This is a genomic window from Paenibacillus dendritiformis, from assembly GCF_021654795.1.
Taxonomy (GTDB): Bacteria; Bacillota; Bacilli; order Paenibacillales; family Paenibacillaceae; genus Paenibacillus_B.
The window spans coordinates 2395725-2414383 of record NZ_AP025344.1; the positions used below are offsets into that span (position 1 = coordinate 2395725).

General features: G+C 60.9%; 18 protein-coding genes and 1 riboswitch. Of the genes, 14 read left to right on the forward strand and 4 right to left on the reverse strand.

Features of this window, described 5'->3' with window-relative positions; genetic code table 11:
* Positions 1–8: 8 nt before the first annotated feature.
* Positions 9–863: a carbon-nitrogen hydrolase family protein gene (locus L6439_RS10450; RefSeq protein WP_213469651.1), complete on the reverse strand. Its 855-nt coding sequence runs from the start codon at positions 861–863 to the stop codon at positions 9–11.
* A 227-nt stretch (positions 864–1090) separates the two neighbouring features.
* Between L6439_RS10450 and L6439_RS10455 the strand changes: the two genes are divergently transcribed.
* Positions 1091–2116 carry a P1 family peptidase gene (locus L6439_RS10455; RefSeq protein WP_168179663.1) on the forward strand — a complete coding sequence of 342 codons (1026 nt, stop codon included), beginning with the start codon at positions 1091–1093 and terminating at the stop codon, positions 2114–2116.
* Between the two features lie 40 nt (positions 2117–2156).
* Here L6439_RS10455 and L6439_RS10460 read toward each other — a convergent pair whose 3' ends face one another.
* A complete protein-coding gene (locus tag L6439_RS10460; protein ID WP_168179662.1) occupies positions 2157–3110 on the reverse strand; it encodes an L-lactate dehydrogenase in 954 nt (317 codons plus the stop codon).
* A gap of 206 nt (positions 3111–3316) precedes the next feature.
* Between L6439_RS10460 and L6439_RS10465 the strand changes: the two genes are divergently transcribed.
* The 5 genes from L6439_RS10465 (at position 3317) to metE (ending at position 9812) form a co-directional block, all read left to right on the forward strand.
* On the forward strand, positions 3317–3697 hold the full coding sequence (locus L6439_RS10465; RefSeq protein ID WP_374043140.1) for a metal-sensitive transcriptional regulator: 381 nt from the start codon (positions 3317–3319) through the stop codon (positions 3695–3697).
* A 66-nt stretch (positions 3698–3763) separates the two neighbouring features.
* Positions 3764–3967, forward strand: coding sequence for a copper ion binding protein (locus L6439_RS10470; RefSeq protein ID WP_213469652.1), 204 nt, complete (start codon positions 3764–3766; stop codon positions 3965–3967).
* 122 nt (positions 3968–4089) lie between these two features.
* Positions 4090–6492 carry a heavy metal translocating P-type ATPase gene (locus L6439_RS10475; RefSeq protein WP_213469653.1) on the forward strand — a complete coding sequence of 801 codons (2403 nt, stop codon included), beginning with the start codon at positions 4090–4092 and terminating at the stop codon, positions 6490–6492.
* Positions 6493–6569: 77 nt separating this feature from the next.
* The gene (locus tag L6439_RS10480) at positions 6570–6860 is read left to right on the forward strand and encodes a HesB/YadR/YfhF family protein (RefSeq protein ID WP_213469654.1); all 291 of its coding nucleotides are present in this window, start codon (positions 6570–6572) and stop codon (positions 6858–6860) included.
* 113 nt (positions 6861–6973) lie between these two features.
* A riboswitch (cobalamin riboswitch) is annotated at positions 6974–7162 on the forward strand.
* Between the two features lie 331 nt (positions 7163–7493).
* A complete protein-coding gene (metE, locus tag L6439_RS10485) occupies positions 7494–9812 on the forward strand; it encodes a 5-methyltetrahydropteroyltriglutamate--homocysteine S-methyltransferase (RefSeq protein ID WP_213469655.1) in 2319 nt (772 codons plus the stop codon).
* Between the two features lie 217 nt (positions 9813–10029).
* On the opposite strand, the gene L6439_RS10490 is transcribed toward metE, so the two are convergent.
* Positions 10030–10833, reverse strand: coding sequence for an SDR family oxidoreductase (locus L6439_RS10490; RefSeq protein WP_213469656.1), 804 nt, complete (start codon positions 10831–10833; stop codon positions 10030–10032).
* 220 nt (positions 10834–11053) lie between these two features.
* On the opposite strand from L6439_RS10490, the gene L6439_RS10495 reads away from it, so the two are divergent.
* The 5 genes from L6439_RS10495 (at position 11054) to L6439_RS10515 (ending at position 14514) form a co-directional block, all read left to right on the forward strand.
* On the forward strand, positions 11054–11524 hold the full coding sequence (locus L6439_RS10495) for a DUF3939 domain-containing protein (RefSeq protein ID WP_168180319.1): 471 nt from the start codon (positions 11054–11056) through the stop codon (positions 11522–11524).
* 179 nt (positions 11525–11703) lie between these two features.
* Positions 11704–12543 carry an alpha/beta fold hydrolase gene (locus L6439_RS10500; RefSeq protein WP_213469657.1) on the forward strand — a complete coding sequence of 280 codons (840 nt, stop codon included), beginning with the start codon at positions 11704–11706 and terminating at the stop codon, positions 12541–12543.
* A gap of 11 nt (positions 12544–12554) precedes the next feature.
* Positions 12555–12947, forward strand: a complete 393-nt coding sequence (locus tag L6439_RS10505) for a DnaJ family domain-containing protein (protein ID WP_213469658.1) — start codon at positions 12555–12557, stop codon at positions 12945–12947.
* Between the two features lie 121 nt (positions 12948–13068).
* Positions 13069–14010 (forward strand): glutaminase A, encoded by a 942-nt coding sequence (glsA, locus tag L6439_RS10510; RefSeq protein WP_168180310.1) that lies wholly within the window; start codon positions 13069–13071, stop codon positions 14008–14010.
* A gap of 111 nt (positions 14011–14121) precedes the next feature.
* Positions 14122–14514 carry a YuzC family spore coat inner layer protein gene (locus L6439_RS10515; RefSeq protein WP_213469659.1) on the forward strand — a complete coding sequence of 131 codons (393 nt, stop codon included), beginning with the start codon at positions 14122–14124 and terminating at the stop codon, positions 14512–14514.
* A 97-nt stretch (positions 14515–14611) separates the two neighbouring features.
* On the opposite strand, the gene L6439_RS10520 is transcribed toward L6439_RS10515, so the two are convergent.
* A complete protein-coding gene (locus tag L6439_RS10520; protein WP_168180308.1) occupies positions 14612–15259 on the reverse strand; it encodes a nitroreductase family protein in 648 nt (215 codons plus the stop codon).
* 310 nt (positions 15260–15569) lie between these two features.
* On the opposite strand from L6439_RS10520, the gene L6439_RS10525 reads away from it, so the two are divergent.
* The 3 genes from L6439_RS10525 to L6439_RS10535 all read left to right on the forward strand — a co-directional run bounded on the left by L6439_RS10525 (position 15570) and on the right by L6439_RS10535 (position 18613).
* A complete protein-coding gene (locus L6439_RS10525) occupies positions 15570–16586 on the forward strand; it encodes an NAD-dependent epimerase/dehydratase family protein (protein WP_213469767.1) in 1017 nt (338 codons plus the stop codon).
* Position 16587: 1 nt separating this feature from the next.
* Positions 16588–17649 (forward strand): dihydrodipicolinate synthase family protein, encoded by a 1062-nt coding sequence (locus L6439_RS10530; RefSeq protein ID WP_213469660.1) that lies wholly within the window; start codon positions 16588–16590, stop codon positions 17647–17649.
* A 70-nt stretch (positions 17650–17719) separates the two neighbouring features.
* Positions 17720–18613: a DUF72 domain-containing protein gene (locus L6439_RS10535; RefSeq protein WP_213469661.1), complete on the forward strand. Its 894-nt coding sequence runs from the start codon at positions 17720–17722 to the stop codon at positions 18611–18613.
* Positions 18614–18659: the final 46 nt, after the last annotated feature.

Below are 18659 nucleotides of genomic sequence, written 5' to 3' on the forward strand. Positions count from 1 at the left end.
TGCCCCCTTTACCAATCCGGGTACAGATCCGTGCGGCGATCGCGCCATGTCGTCACCGAGCCGCGTTCTCTTACCTGCTTCAGCAAGGACAGATCCAGATCCGCGGTCACGATCATATCGTTATTGATCTCTCCTTCGACGAGAATGCCGCGCGGCGGGAACGGAATGTCGTTCGGGGCGATAACGGCCGCCTGGCCGAAATTGGCCCGCATGAAATCAACGGTCGGCAAGGAGCCGACGGTTCCGGTGGCGACGACGTATACTTGGTTCTCGATCGCCCGGGCATGGCAGCAGTAGCGGACCCGGTAGAAGCCCTGCCGATCATCGGTGCATGACGGGCAGAAGATGACATCGGCTCCTTGGGCGCGCACCATGCGGACGATCTCGGGAAATTCGATATCATAACAGGTGAGAATGGCGATAGTGCCCTTTTCGGTATGGAAGACGCGCACGCCCTCCCCGGCGGCCATATTCCATTCCGTGACCTCGGTCGGAGTAATATGGAGCTTCGCCTGCTCCTCGACGGTGCCGTCAGGGCGGAACAGGTGAGCCATATTGTACAGCTTGCCTTCCCGCTCGATGACATGGGTGCCCCCGATCAGATACATACCGTACTGCTTGGCCAACCGTCTGAACAGGTCAAGGTAGGCATCGGTATAGCCCGGAAGCTCGCCAATTGCGAGCGCCTCGCGACCTTCGGTTCCAATCGACATGAGCTGGGTCGTCATGAACTCGGGAAAGAGCAGGAATTCCGCCTCGAATTCCGCCGCGGTCCGGATATAGTGCTCTACCTGTCTCGCGAACTCATCAAAGGATGCAATCGTATGCAGATGGTACTGGACGGCAGATACGCGCATTTTCATAGGAACACCTCCAACAAGGAAAAAATAAAGATCTCTCTCATTATGACCAGAACGGCCGCGGAGAGCAACCATTTCTTGCGGGCGGGCGCCTGGAGCTTGCTATCGCGGGCCGGGCCGGTTCGAAGGCCGACACAGAGCCGATCTCGTTCCGAAAAAAAGGAGGCGGCGGCCGCTATCGCGAAGCTATAAAGAGGATCATTTCGACAGGCGGAAGGGGAAGTTCATACATGACATCACAATACGGGCATCATGAAGCGCGGCAGGTCCTGCCTTATCCCGGCAGCATCACGGATGTGCCGGGCATTCGGGTCGGCCATGCGCAGGACGAGACCGCGCTGACCGGCTGCACGGCCATCGTGGCGGAGGAGGGCGCGGTATGCGGCGTCGATGTGCGCGGCTCCGCCCCCGGCACGCGCGAGACCGAGCTGCTTCAGCCTGCCGCGATGGTGCCGCATGTCCATGCGGTCTGCCTGAGCGGGGGGAGCGCGTTCGGGCTTGAAGCCGCTCACGGGGTCATGCGGTATTTGCAGGAACGCGGCATTGGGTTCGATGTCGGGGTAGGGCGGGTCCCTATCGTGCCAAGCGCGATTCTGTTCGATCTCGCGATCGGCCGGCCCGACGCGGCGCCGACAGCCGCGATGGGCTACGCCGCTGCGTCGTCGGCCAATTCCTCCCCACCGGCACAAGGGAACGCCGGCGCGGGCATGGGAGCGACGGTCGGCAAATATGCGGGGCCGGAACGGGCGATGAAGGGCGGCTTCGGCACCGCTTCCGTGAAGCTGCCGAATGGGCTTGTCGTAGGAGCGGCGGTCGCCGTGAACGCGGTGGGCGAGATCCGGCATCCCGGGCATGGCGGGACGGCGGCGGGAGCCAGGGGCGACGAGCCGGGCACCTTCCTCGCGCCGCTTCGCTATCTGTCCGGATTGGACAAGCCTTTTGCCGCGGTGAAGCCGGGCACCAACACGACGATTGCCGTCGTCGCCTGCAACGCCAATCTCACGAAGACAGAGATGAACAAGATGGCGGAGATGGCGCATAACGGGCTCGCGAGAACCATTTTCCCGGTGCATACGATGTTCGACGGCGATACGGTGTTCGCCATGACGACAGGGGGCGTGGACGCCTCGGTCGATCTCGCCGGCATGTGGGCCGCGGAGACGCTGGCTTATGCCATTATCAATGCGGCGACGGCCGCCGAATCCGCGGGAGGGGTTCCGGCGGCGCGCGACTGGACGGCGCAGCCGCCGCAATAAAGGGCAAAGCGCGCCGGATATGTTGCCGGCGCGCTCAGGCTCAGGACGGGAAGATGGATGCGATCGCTTGCTTCAACACGGAAGCGGAGTGGTGAAGCTTCTGCTTCTCCTCTTCGGAGAGATGAAGCTCGTACACATCGCGGATGCCTTGGCGGTTGACGACCGCAGGAACGCCGAGATAGACATCCTCGAGCCCGTATTCTCCGGTCAGCAGCGTCGAGACCGAGAGCACGGAATTCTCGTTCTTCAGGATGGCCTTCGTGAGGCGGGCCAACCCCATGGCGATGCCGTAGTAGGTGGCGCCTTTACGTTCGATGATGTGATAGGCCGCATCGCGCACATTGATGAAGATGCGGTTCAGCTCCTCATCGGTCGGCTTGCCGTGCGTCTTGCGGTAGTCGGCCAGCGGCTGGCCGCCGATGCTGACGTTGCTCCATACCGGAAGCTCCGTGTCCCCATGCTCGCCCATAATATAAGCGTGAACGTTGCGCGGGTCGACCTCCAGACGTTCGCCGAGCAGATAGCGCAGCCGGGCGGTGTCCAGAATCGTGCCCGACCCGATAACGCGGCTTGCCGGCAGGCCGGAATATTTCCAGGTCGCATAGGTCAACACATCGACCGGATTCGTCGCGACAAGGAACAGGCCGTTGAAGCCGCTCTCCATGACCGATTGGACGATCGACTGGAAGATTTTCGCGTTCTTGCCGATCAGATCGAGTCTTGTCTCCCCGGGAGCCTGATTGGCTCCTGCGGTGATGACGACCAGATCAGCGTCTTTGCAATCGCTGTAGTCGCCGGCCCAAATGCGCATATTCGACGCAAACGGCAGCCCGTGGTTCAAATCCATGGCGTCTCCTTCGGCCTTCGGCCGGTTGGCGTCGATAATAACCAGCTCGGCCGCAAGCCCTTGGTTGAACAGGGCAAAGGCGTAACTCGATCCGACGAAGCCGGACCCGACGAGCGCTACGCGTGATACTTTCGTGACTTCACTCATGCTGATAGTGCCTCCTTATGTACGTATGTACGCATGTAAATTCAAGCATATACGGGGCCGTATGCAACGAATCGGCAGTCATGCTGATAGTTTAAATTGTAAACAATTTGCGGGTAACAATTCAAATTGAGCTGAAAAAAAATCAAAAACAAATGTTGAATAGGGTAGGGGGGTATGCTATGATGAAAACAAGAGGTGGTGATAACATGAGTTCCCGAGAAGACGCGTTAACCGGCAACGAGGAATCAGCCAACGCTATGGAGGCTGCGGACGGCGAGGCAGAATGCCATCGTCCGGAGGCAACGGGCGAACGGAAGAGCCATCATTCGGCCGAGATGAAGAAGAAGCTGATTCACCGTCTGAACCGCATTGAAGGGCAAGTGCGCGGCGTCAAGTCGATGATCGACAAGGATACGTATTGCGATGATGTGCTGCATCAGATCGCGTCGATTCAATCGGCGTTGTACTCCGTCGGGCGGCTTCTGCTCGAAGGCCATATGAAGAGCTGCGTCGTCGAACGTCTTCAGGAAGGCGATGATGAAGTCATTGACGAACTGCTGGTTACGATACACAAATTATTGAAATAAGAGGGCGTGTTTAAAAGGCCGGACCTTTTGTGAACACCTCTAATCCAATCTGGGGAGGAATTGACAATGACTGAAGTAACTTGGAAAGTGGAAGGCATGACCTGCGGACACTGCAAGCAGGCGGTGGAGAAGGCGGTTCGGGAGGCCGGCGGCGAGGCGCAGGTCGATCTCGGCTCCAAGCAGGTGAAGATTACGTACGATGCGGCCAAGGTTCAGCCGGAGACCATCCGGGAAGCGATCGAGGATCAAGGCTACGATGTCGTCTCCTGAGCCGGCGAACCGGAGTTGGGAGGCTCGCCTCATCCGTGATACAGGAACTCCTTGCGGGGAGTTTTCTTTTTCGATTGATATATAGGGTATAGGGGTATACTGACATAAAGGAGTGACACAGAATGGCATCCAAGCAGCAGACCGTAAAAATCGAAGGAATGACCTGCGCCGCATGCGCGACCCGAATCGAGAAGGGGCTGAGCCGAATGGACGGCGTCGTGAAGGCGAACGTGAATTTGGCGGCAGAGCAAGCGACGGTGGAATATGACGATGGCCAGCTCTCGCTTCAGCAGGTAACGGATAAGATCGAGAAGCTGGGCTACAAGGTTCCGGCGGAGACGATTGATGTAGACATCGAGGGGATGACCTGCGCGGCGTGCGCGACCCGGATCGAGAAAGGGTTGAAGCGTCTGCCGGGGGTCGATTCCGCCAATGTCAATCTGGCCGCCGAATCGGCCCGCATCACCTTCACCGGCTCGCGTCCGGAAGATATATTGCGCAAGATCGAGCAGCTCGGCTATAAGGGCAAGGTGAAGACGGGCGAAGCGGGGGCGGAGGCGGCGCCGAACCGGACTGCGGTGCGGCTGCGCAATTCTTTCATCGTCTCCGCTATCCTGTCGGTGCCGCTGCTCTGGTCGATGGTAGGGCATTTCTCCTTCACCTCGTGGATCTGGGTGCCGGAATGGTTCATGAACCCCTGGGTGCAGATGATCTTGGCCGCGCCCGTCCAGTTCATTATCGGCGCACGCTTCTACAGCGGAGCCTACAAGGCGCTGCGCAACGGCAGCGCGAATATGGACGTGCTCGTGGCGCTCGGGACGTCGGCGGCCTATTTCTACAGCGTCTATCTCGTATGGGAATGGGTACGGGGGGGATCTCATCATCCGGACATGTACTTCGAGACGAGCGCGGTGCTGATTACGCTTATCCTGCTCGGAAAATGGTTCGAAGCGGCGGCCAAGGGCCGCTCTTCGCAGGCGATACGCGCCTTGATCGGCCTGCGGGCGAAGATGGCCACCGTCATCCGCGACGGCATCGAGCAAGAGGTGCCGGTGGATGACGTGCAGGCCGGCGACCGTGTCATCGTGCGCCCCGGTTCGAAAATACCGGTCGACGGCATCGTGATCGACGGTACGTCGACCGTCGATGAATCGATGCTGACCGGCGAGAGCGTGCCGGTCGAGAAGCAGCCTGGCGACCGGGTGTACGGCGCGACGGTGAACGCACAGGGCGCCTTCACGATGGAAGCGACGCAGGTCGGCGCCGAGACCGCGCTGGCGCAAATTATCCGCATCGTCGAGGAAGCGCAAGGCTCGAAGGCGCCGATACAGCGCATTGCCGACAAAATATCCGGCGTCTTCGTTCCCATCGTCGTCGGCATCGCCGTCATCGTCTTCGGGCTGTGGTACTTCGCCATTGCGCCGGGCAACTTCGGGGAGGCGCTGGAGAAGCTGATTGCCGTGCTCGTGATCGCCTGTCCTTGCGCATTGGGGCTCGCTACGCCGACCTCGATCATGGCGGGAACGGGGCGTGCCGCGGAATACGGCATCCTCTTCCGCGGGGGCGAGCAGCTGGAAGGAGCGTACCGCGTCCAGACCGTCGCGCTTGACAAGACGGGCACCGTAACCGAGGGCGAGCCTTCCCTGACCGATTTCATCGCGAATGATCCGGAACGCGAGCGAGAGCTGGCGATCTGGGTCGCGGCCGCCGAACGGCGGTCCGAGCACCCGCTCGCTCAGGCGATCGTGAAGGGCCTTGACGCCCGAAGCCTGCCGGCCGTCACGCCGGAATCGTTCCAGGCGGAGCCAGGCTTCGGCATTATGGCCCAGGTTGACGGGCATGAGATCGTCATCGGCACGCGAAACCTGCTGCGCAAGCAGGGCATTGACGCGGAGGAGGCGGAATCGGAGCTGCAGCGGCTGGAGATCGAGGGCAAGACGGCGATGCTCATCGCGGTTGACGGGCGCTGGGAAGGGATCGCGGCCGTAGCGGATCAAGTGAAGGCATCGTCGAAGGCCGCGATCAGCCGCCTGCACGGCATGGGCATCCGCGTCGTCATGATGACGGGAGACAATGAGCGAACGGCGCAGGCCATCGCCGCCCAGGTCGGGCTGGACGACGTGTTCGCCGAGGTCCTGCCCGAACAGAAGGCGCAGCATGTCCGCGAGCTGCAGCGGAACGGGGCCGTCGTCGCCATGGTGGGCGACGGGATCAACGACGCGCCGGCGCTCGCCGCGGCGGATATCGGGTTCGCGATCGGCACGGGCACCGATGTGGCCATGGAGACGGCCGGCGTGACGCTGATGCGCGGAGACTTGAACGGCATCGCGGACGCGATGGAGATGAGCCGGCGGACAATGCGGAACATCAAGCAGAATCTGTTCTGGGCGCTCGTCTACAACAGTCTCGGCATCCCGGTGGCGGCGGCCGGCCTGCTGGCGCCTTGGCTAGCGGGAGCGGCGATGGCCTTCAGCTCCGTATCGGTCGTCCTCAATGCGCTCCGGCTGCAGCGCGTCAAGCTGTAACCGGAAAGTCGAGGTTTTCAACGCCCGGCCCGCATGGTATGATCGGAATACGGTCATTAGAATGAGGGGGAACGAGCATGCACTTACGGGTGACAGCGGAAGCGATTCAACGCTTTCAATCAGAGTGGGGCTATTCAGCAGGGGATACCGTGCGCATCTTCGTGCGATACAGCGGATTCAGCGCATCCGGTCCCTATTCCTTCGGGATTATGAAGGATCAGCCGCGGCATCCGGCGGTGTCGGAGACCGTTGAGGGAATTACGTTCTTCATGGAGGAGAACGATCTGTGGTTCCTGGACAACCGCGAGCTGGTGCTGGATGCGAACGGCGAGGACATCGTCATCGTCCATGACGGAATGACGATCTGACGGGCACGTCCGCGACAGGAAACCATTGGCAAAAAGTACTTGTCATTCCGCGCGCTTGCGTATATAATCATTCTCAATCGGACTGCGGCCTGTGCTGAGGCGCAGTCCGATTCAGCCACATAAGGGGAACAGGTGCTTTGCGTCACGGCAAAGCTTAATAGGGAAGCCGGTTCGAAGCCGGCGCGGTCCCGCCACTGTAACAGACGAGGTGCGGCTCGGGAAGCCACTGGTCGTACGACCGGGAAGGCTGCCGTCACCGATGATGCTGAAGCCAGGAGACCTGCCTGTTCTGACAGCACTGTATGTACCTACGGGAGATAGGGAAGTGTTCGTAGACTGGATAACTCGGTTCGCATGCACGTATGAGCACGCACGGGTCTTATTCGTTGCTCCGTTATGGACGTTTGCGGGACATCTCTATGCTTCTTAGAGCAGGGATGTCCTTTTTTGCTTGCGTATTGGGATAACGGCCCTCTGCGTGGAGGTCGCGGGAGAGAGCCGGTCCCGAAGGAGTGCGAACACCTGCGGCAGGGTGCATTGCGATTTTAATTCCTTGTTAACAGATGAGAATTATTGAATATGTCTTCCCTGCACTCCCGGCAGGAAGTTCCGCATAAGGAGAGGAGAAGCGACATGGCGAAAGGGCAAGTGAAGACGAGTGTGTCCGGATATCCGCGCATCGGATACGACCGGGAATGGAAGAAAGCGTTGGAGCAGTATTGGGCAGGCAAGCTGACGCGGGCCGAGCTGGAGGCCGAAATGGAACGGGTCGAATTGCTGCGTCTCGCGAAGTTGAAGGAGGAAGACATCGACTATATTCCCGTCAATGATTTCTCCTGGTATGATCATGTTCTCGATATGACCGTCATGTTCGGACTGATCCCGGAGCGGTTCGGCTATAAGGGCGGCCCGGTGACGGCGGACCTGATGTTCGCGCTTGCTCGCGGCACGGAGAAGGCCGTCGCCTGCGAGATGACCAAATGGTTCAACACGAACTACCACTATATCGTCCCGGAGTGGGAAGGGAAGCGGCCGGTGTTGACCGAGAACCGTCCCCTCGCCTCGTACCGGAGAGCGAAGGAGAAGCTGGGCATCGAAGGGAAGCCGGTCCTGGTCGGACCGTACACCTATGTCCGCTCCATCAAGGGCATCCCGCAGGGCGAGCTCCGGCAGGTGCTTGATCAGTTCGCCGAGGTATACGGCCGGATTCTGCATGAGCTGGAGGCGGAAGGGGTCTCCTGCGTGCAGCTTGATGAGCCGGCCTTCGTGAAGCCGATGACGGCGGACGATTGGCAGGCGGCCCAGGCCGTGTACGAGCGGCTCCGTCAAGCGGCGCCGGGCTTGACCCTCTGGGTGCAGACATACTTCGATTCGGTCTCGGGGCTCGATTCGTTCCTGCAGCTCCCGGTCGATGTCTGCGGCCTCGACTTCGTCCACGGGAAGGAACGGAACGAAGCGGCGCTTCGCCAGACCGGGGTTCCGGCCGGGAAGCGCATCGCCTTCGGCCTCATCGACGGGCGCAATATTTGGCGGACCGACCTGCTTGCCGCGGCAACCTGGCTGGAGTCGATCGAGCCGATCGTGCCGCGCGCGCACTGGATCGTGCAGCCGTCCTGCAGTCTGCTGCATGTGCCGTTGACGGCAGAGCGGGAGCGGGATCTGCCGGGCTATATTCGCGGCGCGCTCGCGTTCGCGGACGAGAAGCTGGCCGAGACGGCGCGTCTGGCCGCCCATCTGTCCGAGCCGACGGCGGACAGCGCCGCGCAGCTGGCAGCGAGCGCGGCCGACGTGCTCGCCTGGCGCGAGGAGCCGGCGCGGAAGCGACCGCATGCCGTCGAGGCGGTCGAGCGCCTCATCCGCGATGCGGAAGCCGATGGCGGCCGCCGCGCGCCGTATGAGCAGCGGCGCGAAGCGCAGCGCCTCCGTTGGCCGGAGCTGCCGCCGCTCCCGACGACGACCATCGGCAGTCTTCCGCAGACGGCGGAGATTCGCAAGGCCCGGCTCCGCTTCCGCAAGGGAGAATCGAGCGCCGAGGCGTATGAGACGTTCCTGCGCCAAGAAATCGAGCGTTGGCTGCGAATTCAGGAAGAGATCGGCCTCGATGTGCTCGTGCACGGGGAATTTGAGCGGACGGATATGGTCGAATATTTCGGAGAGAAGCTGGACGGCTTCGTCTTCACGAAGTTCGGGTGGGTGCAATCATACGGCTCGCGCTGCGTCAAGCCGCCGATTCTGTACGGCGATGTCGCCTTCCGCGAGGCGATGACCGTGACGGAGACGGCATACGCCCAATCATTGACGAAGCGTCCCGTGAAGGGAATGCTGACCGGCCCGGTCACGATTCTCAACTGGTCCTTCGTGCGCGACGACGTACCGCGCGAGCAGTGCGCTTATCAATTGGCCTATGCGCTGCGCCAGGAGATTCGTGAGCTGGAGCGGGCGGGAATCGGCATGATCCAGGTCGATGAGCCGGCCGTGAAGGAAGGGATGCCCCTGAAGCCCGAGGATGCGGGGCGCTACCGGGAATGGGCGGTCCTCGCCTTCCTGCTGGCGACGAACGGAGCCGGTCCGGATACGCAGATTCATACGCATATGTGCTACTGCGACTTCTCCGATATGGTGGAGACGATTCGCCGCATGGATGCGGATGTCATCTCGCTGGAGACGGCTCGCAGCGGCGGCGACATGGTCGACACGCTGCGGAAGGAGCGCTATGAGCTCGGCATTGGCCTGGGCGTCTATGATATTCACAGCCCGCGCGTTCCACCGGTCGAGGAGATCAAGCGGTTCATTGAGACCGCGCTGACGGTGCTGCCGGCCGAATCGTTCTGGATTAACCCGGATTGCGGACTCAAGACGCGCAATGAGCCGGAGACCGTTGCCGCGCTGAAGAATATGGTGGAAGCGACGGTAGCGGTGCGGCAGGCCCATTCCGCGTCGGCGAAGCGGTAAGCGGGGCGGGCTCCGGCCACGGGCAGCCAAGCGCGGGCGGATCGGCCACGGGCGAGGCGGGTTCCGGCTCACGATGAAGCGGCGGACCCGGAGCCGCGTGACAGCCGCGATGGGGATAGCCCGCGCTTGCCTGGCCGGCCGCGCTTCGAGCCATGGCGCTTCCCGTCACGGAGCTTCCGCCTGCGCGGGGCTATGCGGCGGCTGGGCGGCCCGCTGGCTACAGGAGCGATTCCGCTCCGTCAATGACGATCTGGGCGCCCGTAATATGGCTGGAGGCGTCGGATACGAGGAACGCCACCAGATCGGCGACCTGCTCGGGCTTGCCGGGCCCATGCGCAAGAGGCTGGCTGCCCTGGGGGTATTCGACCGGAATCGAGATGCGGTCTACGGACGGTCTGCGGTCCGTATTCTCGCTGATATGGGTCTCGATGGCCCCGGGGCAGATGACATTCACGCGAATCCGATAGCGGGCCAGCTCAAGCGCCGCCATCTTGGCGAAGGCGGCCTGGCCCGCTTTGGATGTGCTGTAGGCGCTCATCCCGAACCCGGAAAACTTGCGGCTGCCGTTAATCGAGCTCGTTATGACGATGCTGCCGCCATGCTGCTTCAAATAGGGGAGAGCGTATTTTACGGTAACGAAGGTCCCGGTCAGATTGGTTCGGATCGTATCCTCCCAATCCTCCACCTCCATGTCCTCGATCGAGGACAGCATCCCGTTGATGCCCGCATTCGCGAAGACGGCCCGGATCGGCCCGTGCGATGCGGCTTCCTCGATCGCGTTCTCGACGCGGGAAGCCTCCTTCAGGTCGACATCGTACGCAATGGCCCGCCCGGGATACCGGGCGTTCATCTGCCGCTCCGCCTCATAGGCACGATCATCCTTCCGATCGAGCAGGGCGACGGTCATGCCCGCTTCCGCCAAGCGGAGGGCGGCGGCGCGTCCGATGCCTGACCCGGCTCCGGTTACGATCGCGACGCCTTCCATCGGCGCGTGCTCTTGCTGGGGCTGCTGCTGGTCCATATCCACAACTCCTCTCGCTGCTTCCGCGGGAGGCCGATCATACCGGCAGGCTGCCTGCCGCGATCGGACCGCCCCTTCGTATTGCTGCCTATGACCTCTGTAAATAGGTCCGAAAATAGAGGAAAGCAAAGGCATTCCATGTTATAATGGAACTGTAAGCGAATACAATATACTTGCTTCCTGAAGACTTTACAGGAACGGGAGAAAGGTGGGTTCGATGATGCGGTGGTTCAAGCGGCGCAAGCCTTCTGCCCCCCGGCACGAAGCGGTTCATGTCACGTTGGACGAGGTGAAGCGGGCGGTGCTCCAGTATGAGCAGGATATGCAGGAGCAGATACCCCGAACCACGCTGCTCCGTCCCGACCAAAGCATTGATTTGTCCCGATTGAAGCGTTACCTCGGCGGAATTTCGGATCAGCGCTTTTATATGTCCCGTATGACCTATGAGATTTTTGAGGAACAAGACAAGCATATTCCGCTGTCTCTTGACACCGTGCAGGCGGCAGTTGACGATTATTTGGAGAATCACGACGATTTGCCGGTCATTCCGGGCACCCGGAACCGCCAAGTCCACTATGACAAGCTGATCGAACGGCATTATTTAAAAGAGAAGCCGCCGATTCCGCTCTACTTGACGACAGAGCAGTTCATGCTGACCCATGAGCCGGACTGGCCGGGGCGGCTGCAATAACCTTGGCGCACGGCAGCGGCGCGGCCAAAGCCGGAACAAGCGGCTCCCGCCGCTCATTGCGTCAAGACCAGCAGACCGGAGTTCCCGCCACGGGAGCTTCGGTTTTTTATGGGGACATGACGGCTTGATATATCATCCGGTCAGGCCGGACAGGCGAGAACGAATGGAGTGAATAGCTGATGTGGACCGCAGAACTGCTGGATACGGCCAGAGGCGTATTCGAGATCTTTACGCAAGGTCAGGGCGAGCCGTTATGCATTGCGCATTTGTACAGCGAATTTAATGAGCGAGGCTACTATTTTGCAGACAGGTTCACGGAACACTTTCGGGTGTATCTCATCAATTTAAAAGAGGCGGGCAATTCGTGTAAAATAAAATCCGAGCATGAGCTTGGCATGGACGAGACATGCACAGATTTAGAAGCGGTCAGGGAAGCGTTAGGGCTGGAACAATGGAGCTATGCCGGTCATTCGACAGGCGGAATGCTTGGACTGGTGTATGCGATCCGCCACCCGGGTTCGTTGACGAAAATGCTGGTTGGCGGCGCAGCGGCCTCGAACCGGTATATGGAGCATGAAGGCAGCATGTACTGCCCGGGAAGCCCGCTGAATGCAAGGCTGCGCGAATTATTTGCGATCATGAAATCCGCGGAATCGACCAGAGAAGAGCGAGCGAGGGCTGGGAGAGAATGGACGGAAATGTCTTTGCACAAGCCGGAACATTTCGATTATTATTTCTCTGAACCGAGCAGCGGGCGAGTCGTTCAGCGCAGGCTGGACTATTATTCGCATGCCGAACTGCCGAATTACGATATTACCGGCATGCTTACTGGCGTTCTGACGCCGTCGATCATTTATTGCGGGGAACATGACACCCAATGTCCTCTTCCTTTTTCGCAGGAAATACAGGAGCATCTGCCGAATTCGCAACTGGTTGTGTTCCATGACAGCAACCATTTCCCTTATTTGGAGGAAAAGCCTCTCTTTATCAATCTGGTCAAGGAATTTAGAAAGCTATAGGAGGAACCCGGATGAGCATATTGAGTTGGATTGCCGAACGCAAAATCGAAGAGGCGATGGAAGAGGGGTTCTTCGACGATCTGCAAGGCAAGGGCAAGCCGTTGAAGCTGCGGGATCTGTCGCATGTGCCGGAGCATCTTCGCGCGGGTTATTTGCTGCTGGATAACGCGGGACTGCTGCCCGAGCGGCAAAAACTGCGCCAGGACATTGTCCGGCTGGAGTCATTGCTGGCGGCCTGCACGGATGAGGAGGCCCGCGACGGCATCCGCCGGCGTCTGAGCGAGCGCCAGGTGCGGCTGGCCAAGATGTCGGAGGATCGCGGTTGGGCGGCGAATGAAGCATATTACCGATACGAGGGCCGCATCCGCGACAAGCTGTCCGGATCCGGCCGGAAGAAGCGTTAGGGGGGAGGGCGGCTGTCCCTCGCTCGAATGGCGCGAGCGGCGCGCAGGGAGCGTATGGAATGCCGCCTGCCTAGACACGCTATGGACATCAATGCGTGAAGCAAGGGAAGGATGACGCGGTGTGATAGCAGCACATTGGAATGAATTGGAACAGATGCTGCCGGAGTGGCTGGAGGAGAGCCGGCGGATGGCGGATGCCGGCAAGGTGGCGACCTATATTCCGGGTCTCGCCGAAGCAAGACCGGATGCGCTTGGCATTTCGCTGTGCGGATTACGGGGAGAACGGTTGAGGGCCGGCGAGACGGAGGAGCCGTTCACGATGCAGAGCGTCTCGAAGGTGTTTTCGCTGCTGCTCGCGCTCCTGGACAGCGGCGAGGCCGGGGTCTTCGCCAAGGTGGGCAAAGAGCCGACCGGGGATGATTTTAATTCGATTTTGAAGCTGGAGCTGGTCGATCCCGGGAAGCCTTTCAACCCGTTCATCAATGCGGGCGCGATCGCGATCGCCTCGCTGATCGAAGGCCGGACTCCCGAGGAGAAGTCGGAGCGGCTGCTGGAATTTATCCGGATGCTGGCCGATGATCCCGGCATCACCTGGAACCGGCGAATCTACGAGAGCGAACGGGAGACCGCTTACCGGAACCGTTCGCTGGCTTACTATTTGAAGGATAACGGCATTTTGGACGGGGACGTGGAAGCGACGCTCGACGTCTATTTCCGGCAATGCGCCATCGAGGTTCGGACATGCCAGCTGGCGCGGATGGCGCTCGTGCTGGCCAACCGGGGGTGCGACCCGGATACGGGGCATTGCTATATTCCGAGAAGATACGTTCAGATTGCGACCTCGTTCATGACGACATGCGGGATGTACAACGCGTCGGGCGAATTTGCGCTTGAAGCCGGGATTCCGGCGAAAAGCGGCGTGTCCGGGGGCATCATGGCCCTCATTCCCGGCCAGTTGGGCATTGGCGTCTATGGCCCGGCGCTCAATGAGAAGGGGAATAGCGTAGCCGGCGTGCACATCCTGTCTCTGCTGTCCGAACGATTCGAATGGAGCATCTTCTGAGCGGCCGCGGTGATTGCGCTCCGGCGGGGCGCCGTCTGGCCCTCGTTCCGCACGGCCCGGCCGCCTGGCGCATAGGCTGGTGTATTCCTGTCTACGGAAGGAGTGTCCGCCATGGCGTCTTATGTGCCCGGACCCCGCTATCCATCCGCGTCCGGAAGCGCGGCAGCGAGCGGAACCTCGCCGATTTCCCGGCCTGATCCTTATCCGGCGGTGAAGCCCGATAAGTTCGTCGCCTCCGCCTCGATCTCGAAGCAGCTGTCCCGGCAGGCGATGGAGCTGCTGTCCGGCATCGAGAGGGATCGAAGGCTGGCCGCCTCGGTGATGGATGCGGCTCAGCGCGGCCACGAGCAGGAGGTGCTGCGGCTGCTCCGCTCAACGGGGATCTCGGTCCCGATCGCGGTCAAAGTGACGCCGGGCGGCATCCGGATCGCGCTGCGGCCCGATACCGACCCGAACGATTGCTGCGAGCTGGATGTGAAGATGCGGTGGAGCGAACCGGAGTGACGCGTGAACCCGGGTGTGCCCCTCCCGGCTGTCATAAGCGCAGAAGCGCCGGCGCCCTGCAACAGGGTGCCGGCGCTTCGTTCTGCGCGAGAAAAGATTAAGGCTGTTCCGGGAACCGTTCCCGAATGACGGTCTGCTCCAGCGGGAAGCGCCCGGTCGGATGGGCAGGGGCAGCCGCTTGTCCGATCGTGACGAGCATAACCGGGACATAGCGCTCCGGAATGCGGAACGTCTTGATCAGCTCGTCGCGGCGGAAGCCGCCGATCGGGCATGAGGCGTAGCCTGCGGCGGTTGCCGCGAGCATAAGCTGCATGGCGGCGAGGGAGGCATTGCGGATCGCTTCCTCCACGCCCACTTGAGGCGATGACGAATAGGCCCGGTTAATATTGCCGACCAGCGTGTCATGCACTTGCTGCGTAATCGAGCCGGCCGCCAGTTGGGCGCCGTAGATATCGGCAGCGACCAAGTTCGCCTGCGTGTCGCCCAGAATGGCAACGACGGCGGAGCAGTCGACAATCTGCTGCTGATTGTTCGCGATCGGCAGCAGGGCCCGCTTGTTCTCCTCTTCCTCGATCACGAGAAAGCGCCAATGCTGCAAATTCCATGAGGACGGGGCCGTTCCGGCCAAGCGCAGGATTTCATTCATGGCTGCTTCCGGGATGCGCACGCCCGGAACATATTTGCGCACCGAATGCCGGGCGCGCATCGTCTCGGCGGCCGTGGCCGCAGGGTGCTGTTGGTTCATCCTAATCATCATCCTTCCTAATGTCTACGTGTGTAGCATGGGCTGAGGCAGCCCCGGTTAATCCATTTGCTCAATACTAACTATATTATAGTAACATATGTAATGTAATTACGCTATGGCAGGGGAGGAAGCGGGCTGTCGTTGATTCGTCCATCATTGTCTCCCATACTGCCGCGGAGCCATTTATAGACGATTTAAAGATTTGTTTTCCTTCGCGGGCCCCCCGTATGATGGAAGCAGAGGCAATGCTTATCAAGCTACTCATCGGAGGGAGGAATTACCCGTGTTGATGCAAACGGAGCAACCGTTGATTCATTCGGAAGAACAATTGGAACAAATGCTGTCTACTCCATCCCGGCGGCTGATCGAGGATGTGCGCCGTCTGGACGGCGATATTATGCTGCTTGGAGCGGGAGGCAAAATGGGCCCCACGCTGGCGAAGCTGGCGGTCGAGGCGATGCGCGCAGCCGGCGTGGATAAAAAGGTGTACGCCGTATCGCGTTTCTCGGAACCGGGTCTGATGGATAAGCTGGCTGCGGGCGGGGTAGAAGCGATCTCCTGCGATCTGCTCGATGACGAGGCACTGCAAGCGCTTCCGGATGTGCCCAATGTCATCTTCATGGCCGGCACGAAGTTCGGAACGACGGGGAAGGAGCATCTGACGTGGGCGATGAACACGTACTTGCCGGGACGGGTTGCCCGGAAGTTCAGGTCGTCCCGCATCGTCGTCTTCTCGACCGGCAATGTGTATCCGCTTACGCCGGTGAAGCAGGGGGGAGCTTGCGAGAGCCAGTCCCCCGCGCCGGTCGGGGAGTACGGACAATCCTGCCTTGGCCGTGAACGGATGTTCGAGCATTTTTCGCGAGCGTACGGAACGCCAATCTGCATTTACCGGTTGAATTATGCTATCGATTTGCGCTATGGGGTGCTGCTGGAAATCGCGAAGTCGGTCGCTTCCGGACAGCCGGTCGATCTGACGATGGGGCATTTCAACTGCATTTGGCAGGGGGATGCGAATGAGATTGCGATCCGGGCGCTGCTCGCATGCGGTACGCCGCCGGCCGTCTATAACGTGACGGGTCCGGAGACGGTATCGGTCCGTTATGCGGCCGAAGAGTTGGGAAGACGGCTCGGCAAGCAGCCGATCTATACGTCCGAGGAGTCTTCCGAGGCGCTGCTCAGCAACGCGTCAGCGGCCATGCAGCGGTTCGGGTATCCGTCCGTAGCTCTGCAGACGCTGTTCGACTGGACGGCGGCATGGGTGAAGCGGGACGGCAAGACGATCAACAAGCCGACGCATTTCCAGGAGCGGGAGGGAAAATTCTGATATGGCTTCGAACTGGACAGAAGAGCTGACGCGAGCGCTGCACGACGGCCTGTGCATTCCGGCCCATCCGTTGGCTCTGAACGAACGCAGGGAACTGGATGTGCGCTATCAACGGGCGTTGACCCGCTATTATGCGGCTTCGGGCGCCGGGGGCATCGCCATCGGCGTGCATTCGACGCAGTTCGAAATCCGCGACCCGAAGCACCGTCTCTATGAGAAGGTGCTGGCTTTGGCCGCGGAGGAGGTCGAACGGGCCCGGCTCGCTAGGCCGTTCCTGATGGTCGCCGGACTGTGCGGGCCGACGGAGCAGGCGGTGCAGGAAGCCGAGACGGCGCTTCGTCTGGGCTACCATGCCGGTCTGCTCAGCATGGGCGGGCTATCCGGCTATTCCGAAGAGGAACTGCTGGAGCGGACGAGACGGGTTGCCGCGGTCCTGCCGGTGTTCGGCTTTTATTTGCAGCCGTCGGTGGGGGGGCGGGTGTTCAGCTATTCGTTCTGGAGAGCGTTCGCCGACATTCCCGGCGTCGTCGCCATCAAGATGGCGCCCTTCAACCGGTACCAGACGATCGATGTCGCGCGCGCGGTATGCGAGTCGCCGCGGTGCGACGAGATTGCGCTCTATACCGGCAATGACGACAACATTATCAATGATCTGCTGACGGTGTTCAGGTTCCAGGTGAACGGTGAGACGGTGGAGAAGCGCATCGTCGGCGGCCTGCTCGGCCATTGGGCCGTCTGGACCCGCAAGGCGGCGGAACTGCTCCAGTCGATCAAGACGGTGCGGACTTCCGGCTCGATCGCTACGGAATGGCTGACCCGCAATATCGAGGTGACCGATTGCAACGCGGTGCTGTTCGATGCGGCCCATCAGTTCGCCGGCTGCATTCCCGGCATTCACGAGGTGCTGCGCCGGCAGGGGCTCCTTCCGGGCATATGGTGCCTCGATCCGGAGGAGACGCTCTCTCCCGGCCAGGCGGAGGAGATCGACCGCATCCAGCGGGATTATCCGCATTGGAGCGATGATGCGTTCGTGAAGGCGCATCTGCAGCAATGGCTGTCCTGAATGCGAATATGATATGATACGGGTATCTGCATGATGCGGACAACAACTTCAGGAAATGAGTGTCGATGCTATGCCGGACATGACCGAACAACCCGTCTCGGATCGCATTCAGATTGGATTGGCCGGCTGGGGGGATCATGATATCTACCCGCCGGGAACGAAAGGGCCGGAGAAGCTGGCGGAATACGCCAAGCGCTTCCCTGTCGTCGAGATGGACAGCTCCTTCTACGCGCTCCCGTCGCCGGAGCGGATGGAGAGCTGGGCGGCCCAGACTCCCGACGGATTCCGCTTCGTCGTCAAGGCGTACCAAGGGATGACGGGCCATACGCGGGGCCGCATCCCGTATGATAATGCGCAAGCGATGTTCCGGGCCTGCCGGGAGGCGGCCGAGGTGCTGCATGCCGCCGGGAAGCTCCATTCCGTGCTGTTCCAGTACCCGCCCTGGTTCCACTGCGTGAGGAAGCATGTCGACATCCTGCGCCGCACCCGGCAGTGGATGGGCTCGCTGCCGATCACGCTCGAGTTCCGGCATCAGAGCTGGTTCGCGCCGGAGATGCGCGAGCGGACGTTGGCGTTCATGCGGGAGGAAGGCTGGATTCACAGCGTCTGCGACGAGCCGCAAGCCGGCGAAGGCTCGATTCCGATCGTGCCGGTGCCGACCGACAAAGGACAGACGCTGGTTCGCCTGCATGGCCGGAACGCATCCGGCTGGCAAGGGCAAGGCCAGGCGAACTGGCGGGAGGTCCGCTATTTGTACCGCTACAACGAGCAGGAACTCTTGGATTGGAAGGAGCGGCTGCTCGCTATGCTGGCCGAGACGGAGCAGTGCTGCGTTATTTTCAACAATAACTCCGGCGGGGACGCCGCTCCGAATGCGCTCCAGCTGATGCGTCTGCTCGGCATGGAACCTCCGTCCATCGGACCGGAGTGGGAGCAGATGAGCCTGTTCGGGGATACGCCGTAACCGAAGGGGCGGCAGCTATAGGGGAAGGGATGGTCTGAGGGCCATC

Coding starts and splice junctions, on each gene's coding strand:
- L6439_RS10535 (WP_213469661.1), top strand. CDS start 17,720: ATGCCGGACATGACCGAACAACCCGTCTCGGATCGCATTCAGATTGGA.
- L6439_RS10500 (WP_213469657.1), top strand. CDS start 11,704: ATGTGGACCGCAGAACTGCTGGATACGGCCAGAGGCGTATTCGAGATC.
- L6439_RS10480 (WP_213469654.1), top strand. CDS start 6,570: ATGCACTTACGGGTGACAGCGGAAGCGATTCAACGCTTTCAATCAGAG.
- L6439_RS10475 (WP_213469653.1), top strand. CDS start 4,090: ATGGCATCCAAGCAGCAGACCGTAAAAATCGAAGGAATGACCTGCGCC.
- L6439_RS10455 (WP_168179663.1), top strand. CDS start 1,091: ATGACATCACAATACGGGCATCATGAAGCGCGGCAGGTCCTGCCTTAT.
- L6439_RS10520 (WP_168180308.1), bottom strand. CDS start 15,259: ATGAACCAACAGCACCCTGCGGCCACGGCCGCCGAGACGATGCGCGCC.
- metE (WP_213469655.1), top strand. CDS start 7,494: ATGGCGAAAGGGCAAGTGAAGACGAGTGTGTCCGGATATCCGCGCATC.
- L6439_RS10495 (WP_168180319.1), top strand. CDS start 11,054: ATGCGGTGGTTCAAGCGGCGCAAGCCTTCTGCCCCCCGGCACGAAGCG.
- L6439_RS10470 (WP_213469652.1), top strand. CDS start 3,764: ATGACTGAAGTAACTTGGAAAGTGGAAGGCATGACCTGCGGACACTGC.
- L6439_RS10460 (WP_168179662.1), bottom strand. CDS start 3,110: ATGAGTGAAGTCACGAAAGTATCACGCGTAGCGCTCGTCGGGTCCGGC.
- L6439_RS10530 (WP_213469660.1), top strand. CDS start 16,588: ATGGCTTCGAACTGGACAGAAGAGCTGACGCGAGCGCTGCACGACGGC.
- L6439_RS10450 (WP_213469651.1), bottom strand. CDS start 863: ATGAAAATGCGCGTATCTGCCGTCCAGTACCATCTGCATACGATTGCA.
- L6439_RS10515 (WP_213469659.1), top strand. CDS start 14,122: ATGGCGTCTTATGTGCCCGGACCCCGCTATCCATCCGCGTCCGGAAGC.
- L6439_RS10490 (WP_213469656.1), bottom strand. CDS start 10,833: ATGGACCAGCAGCAGCCCCAGCAAGAGCACGCGCCGATGGAAGGCGTC.
- L6439_RS10465 (WP_374043140.1), top strand. CDS start 3,317: ATGAGTTCCCGAGAAGACGCGTTAACCGGCAACGAGGAATCAGCCAAC.
- L6439_RS10505 (WP_213469658.1), top strand. CDS start 12,555: ATGAGCATATTGAGTTGGATTGCCGAACGCAAAATCGAAGAGGCGATG.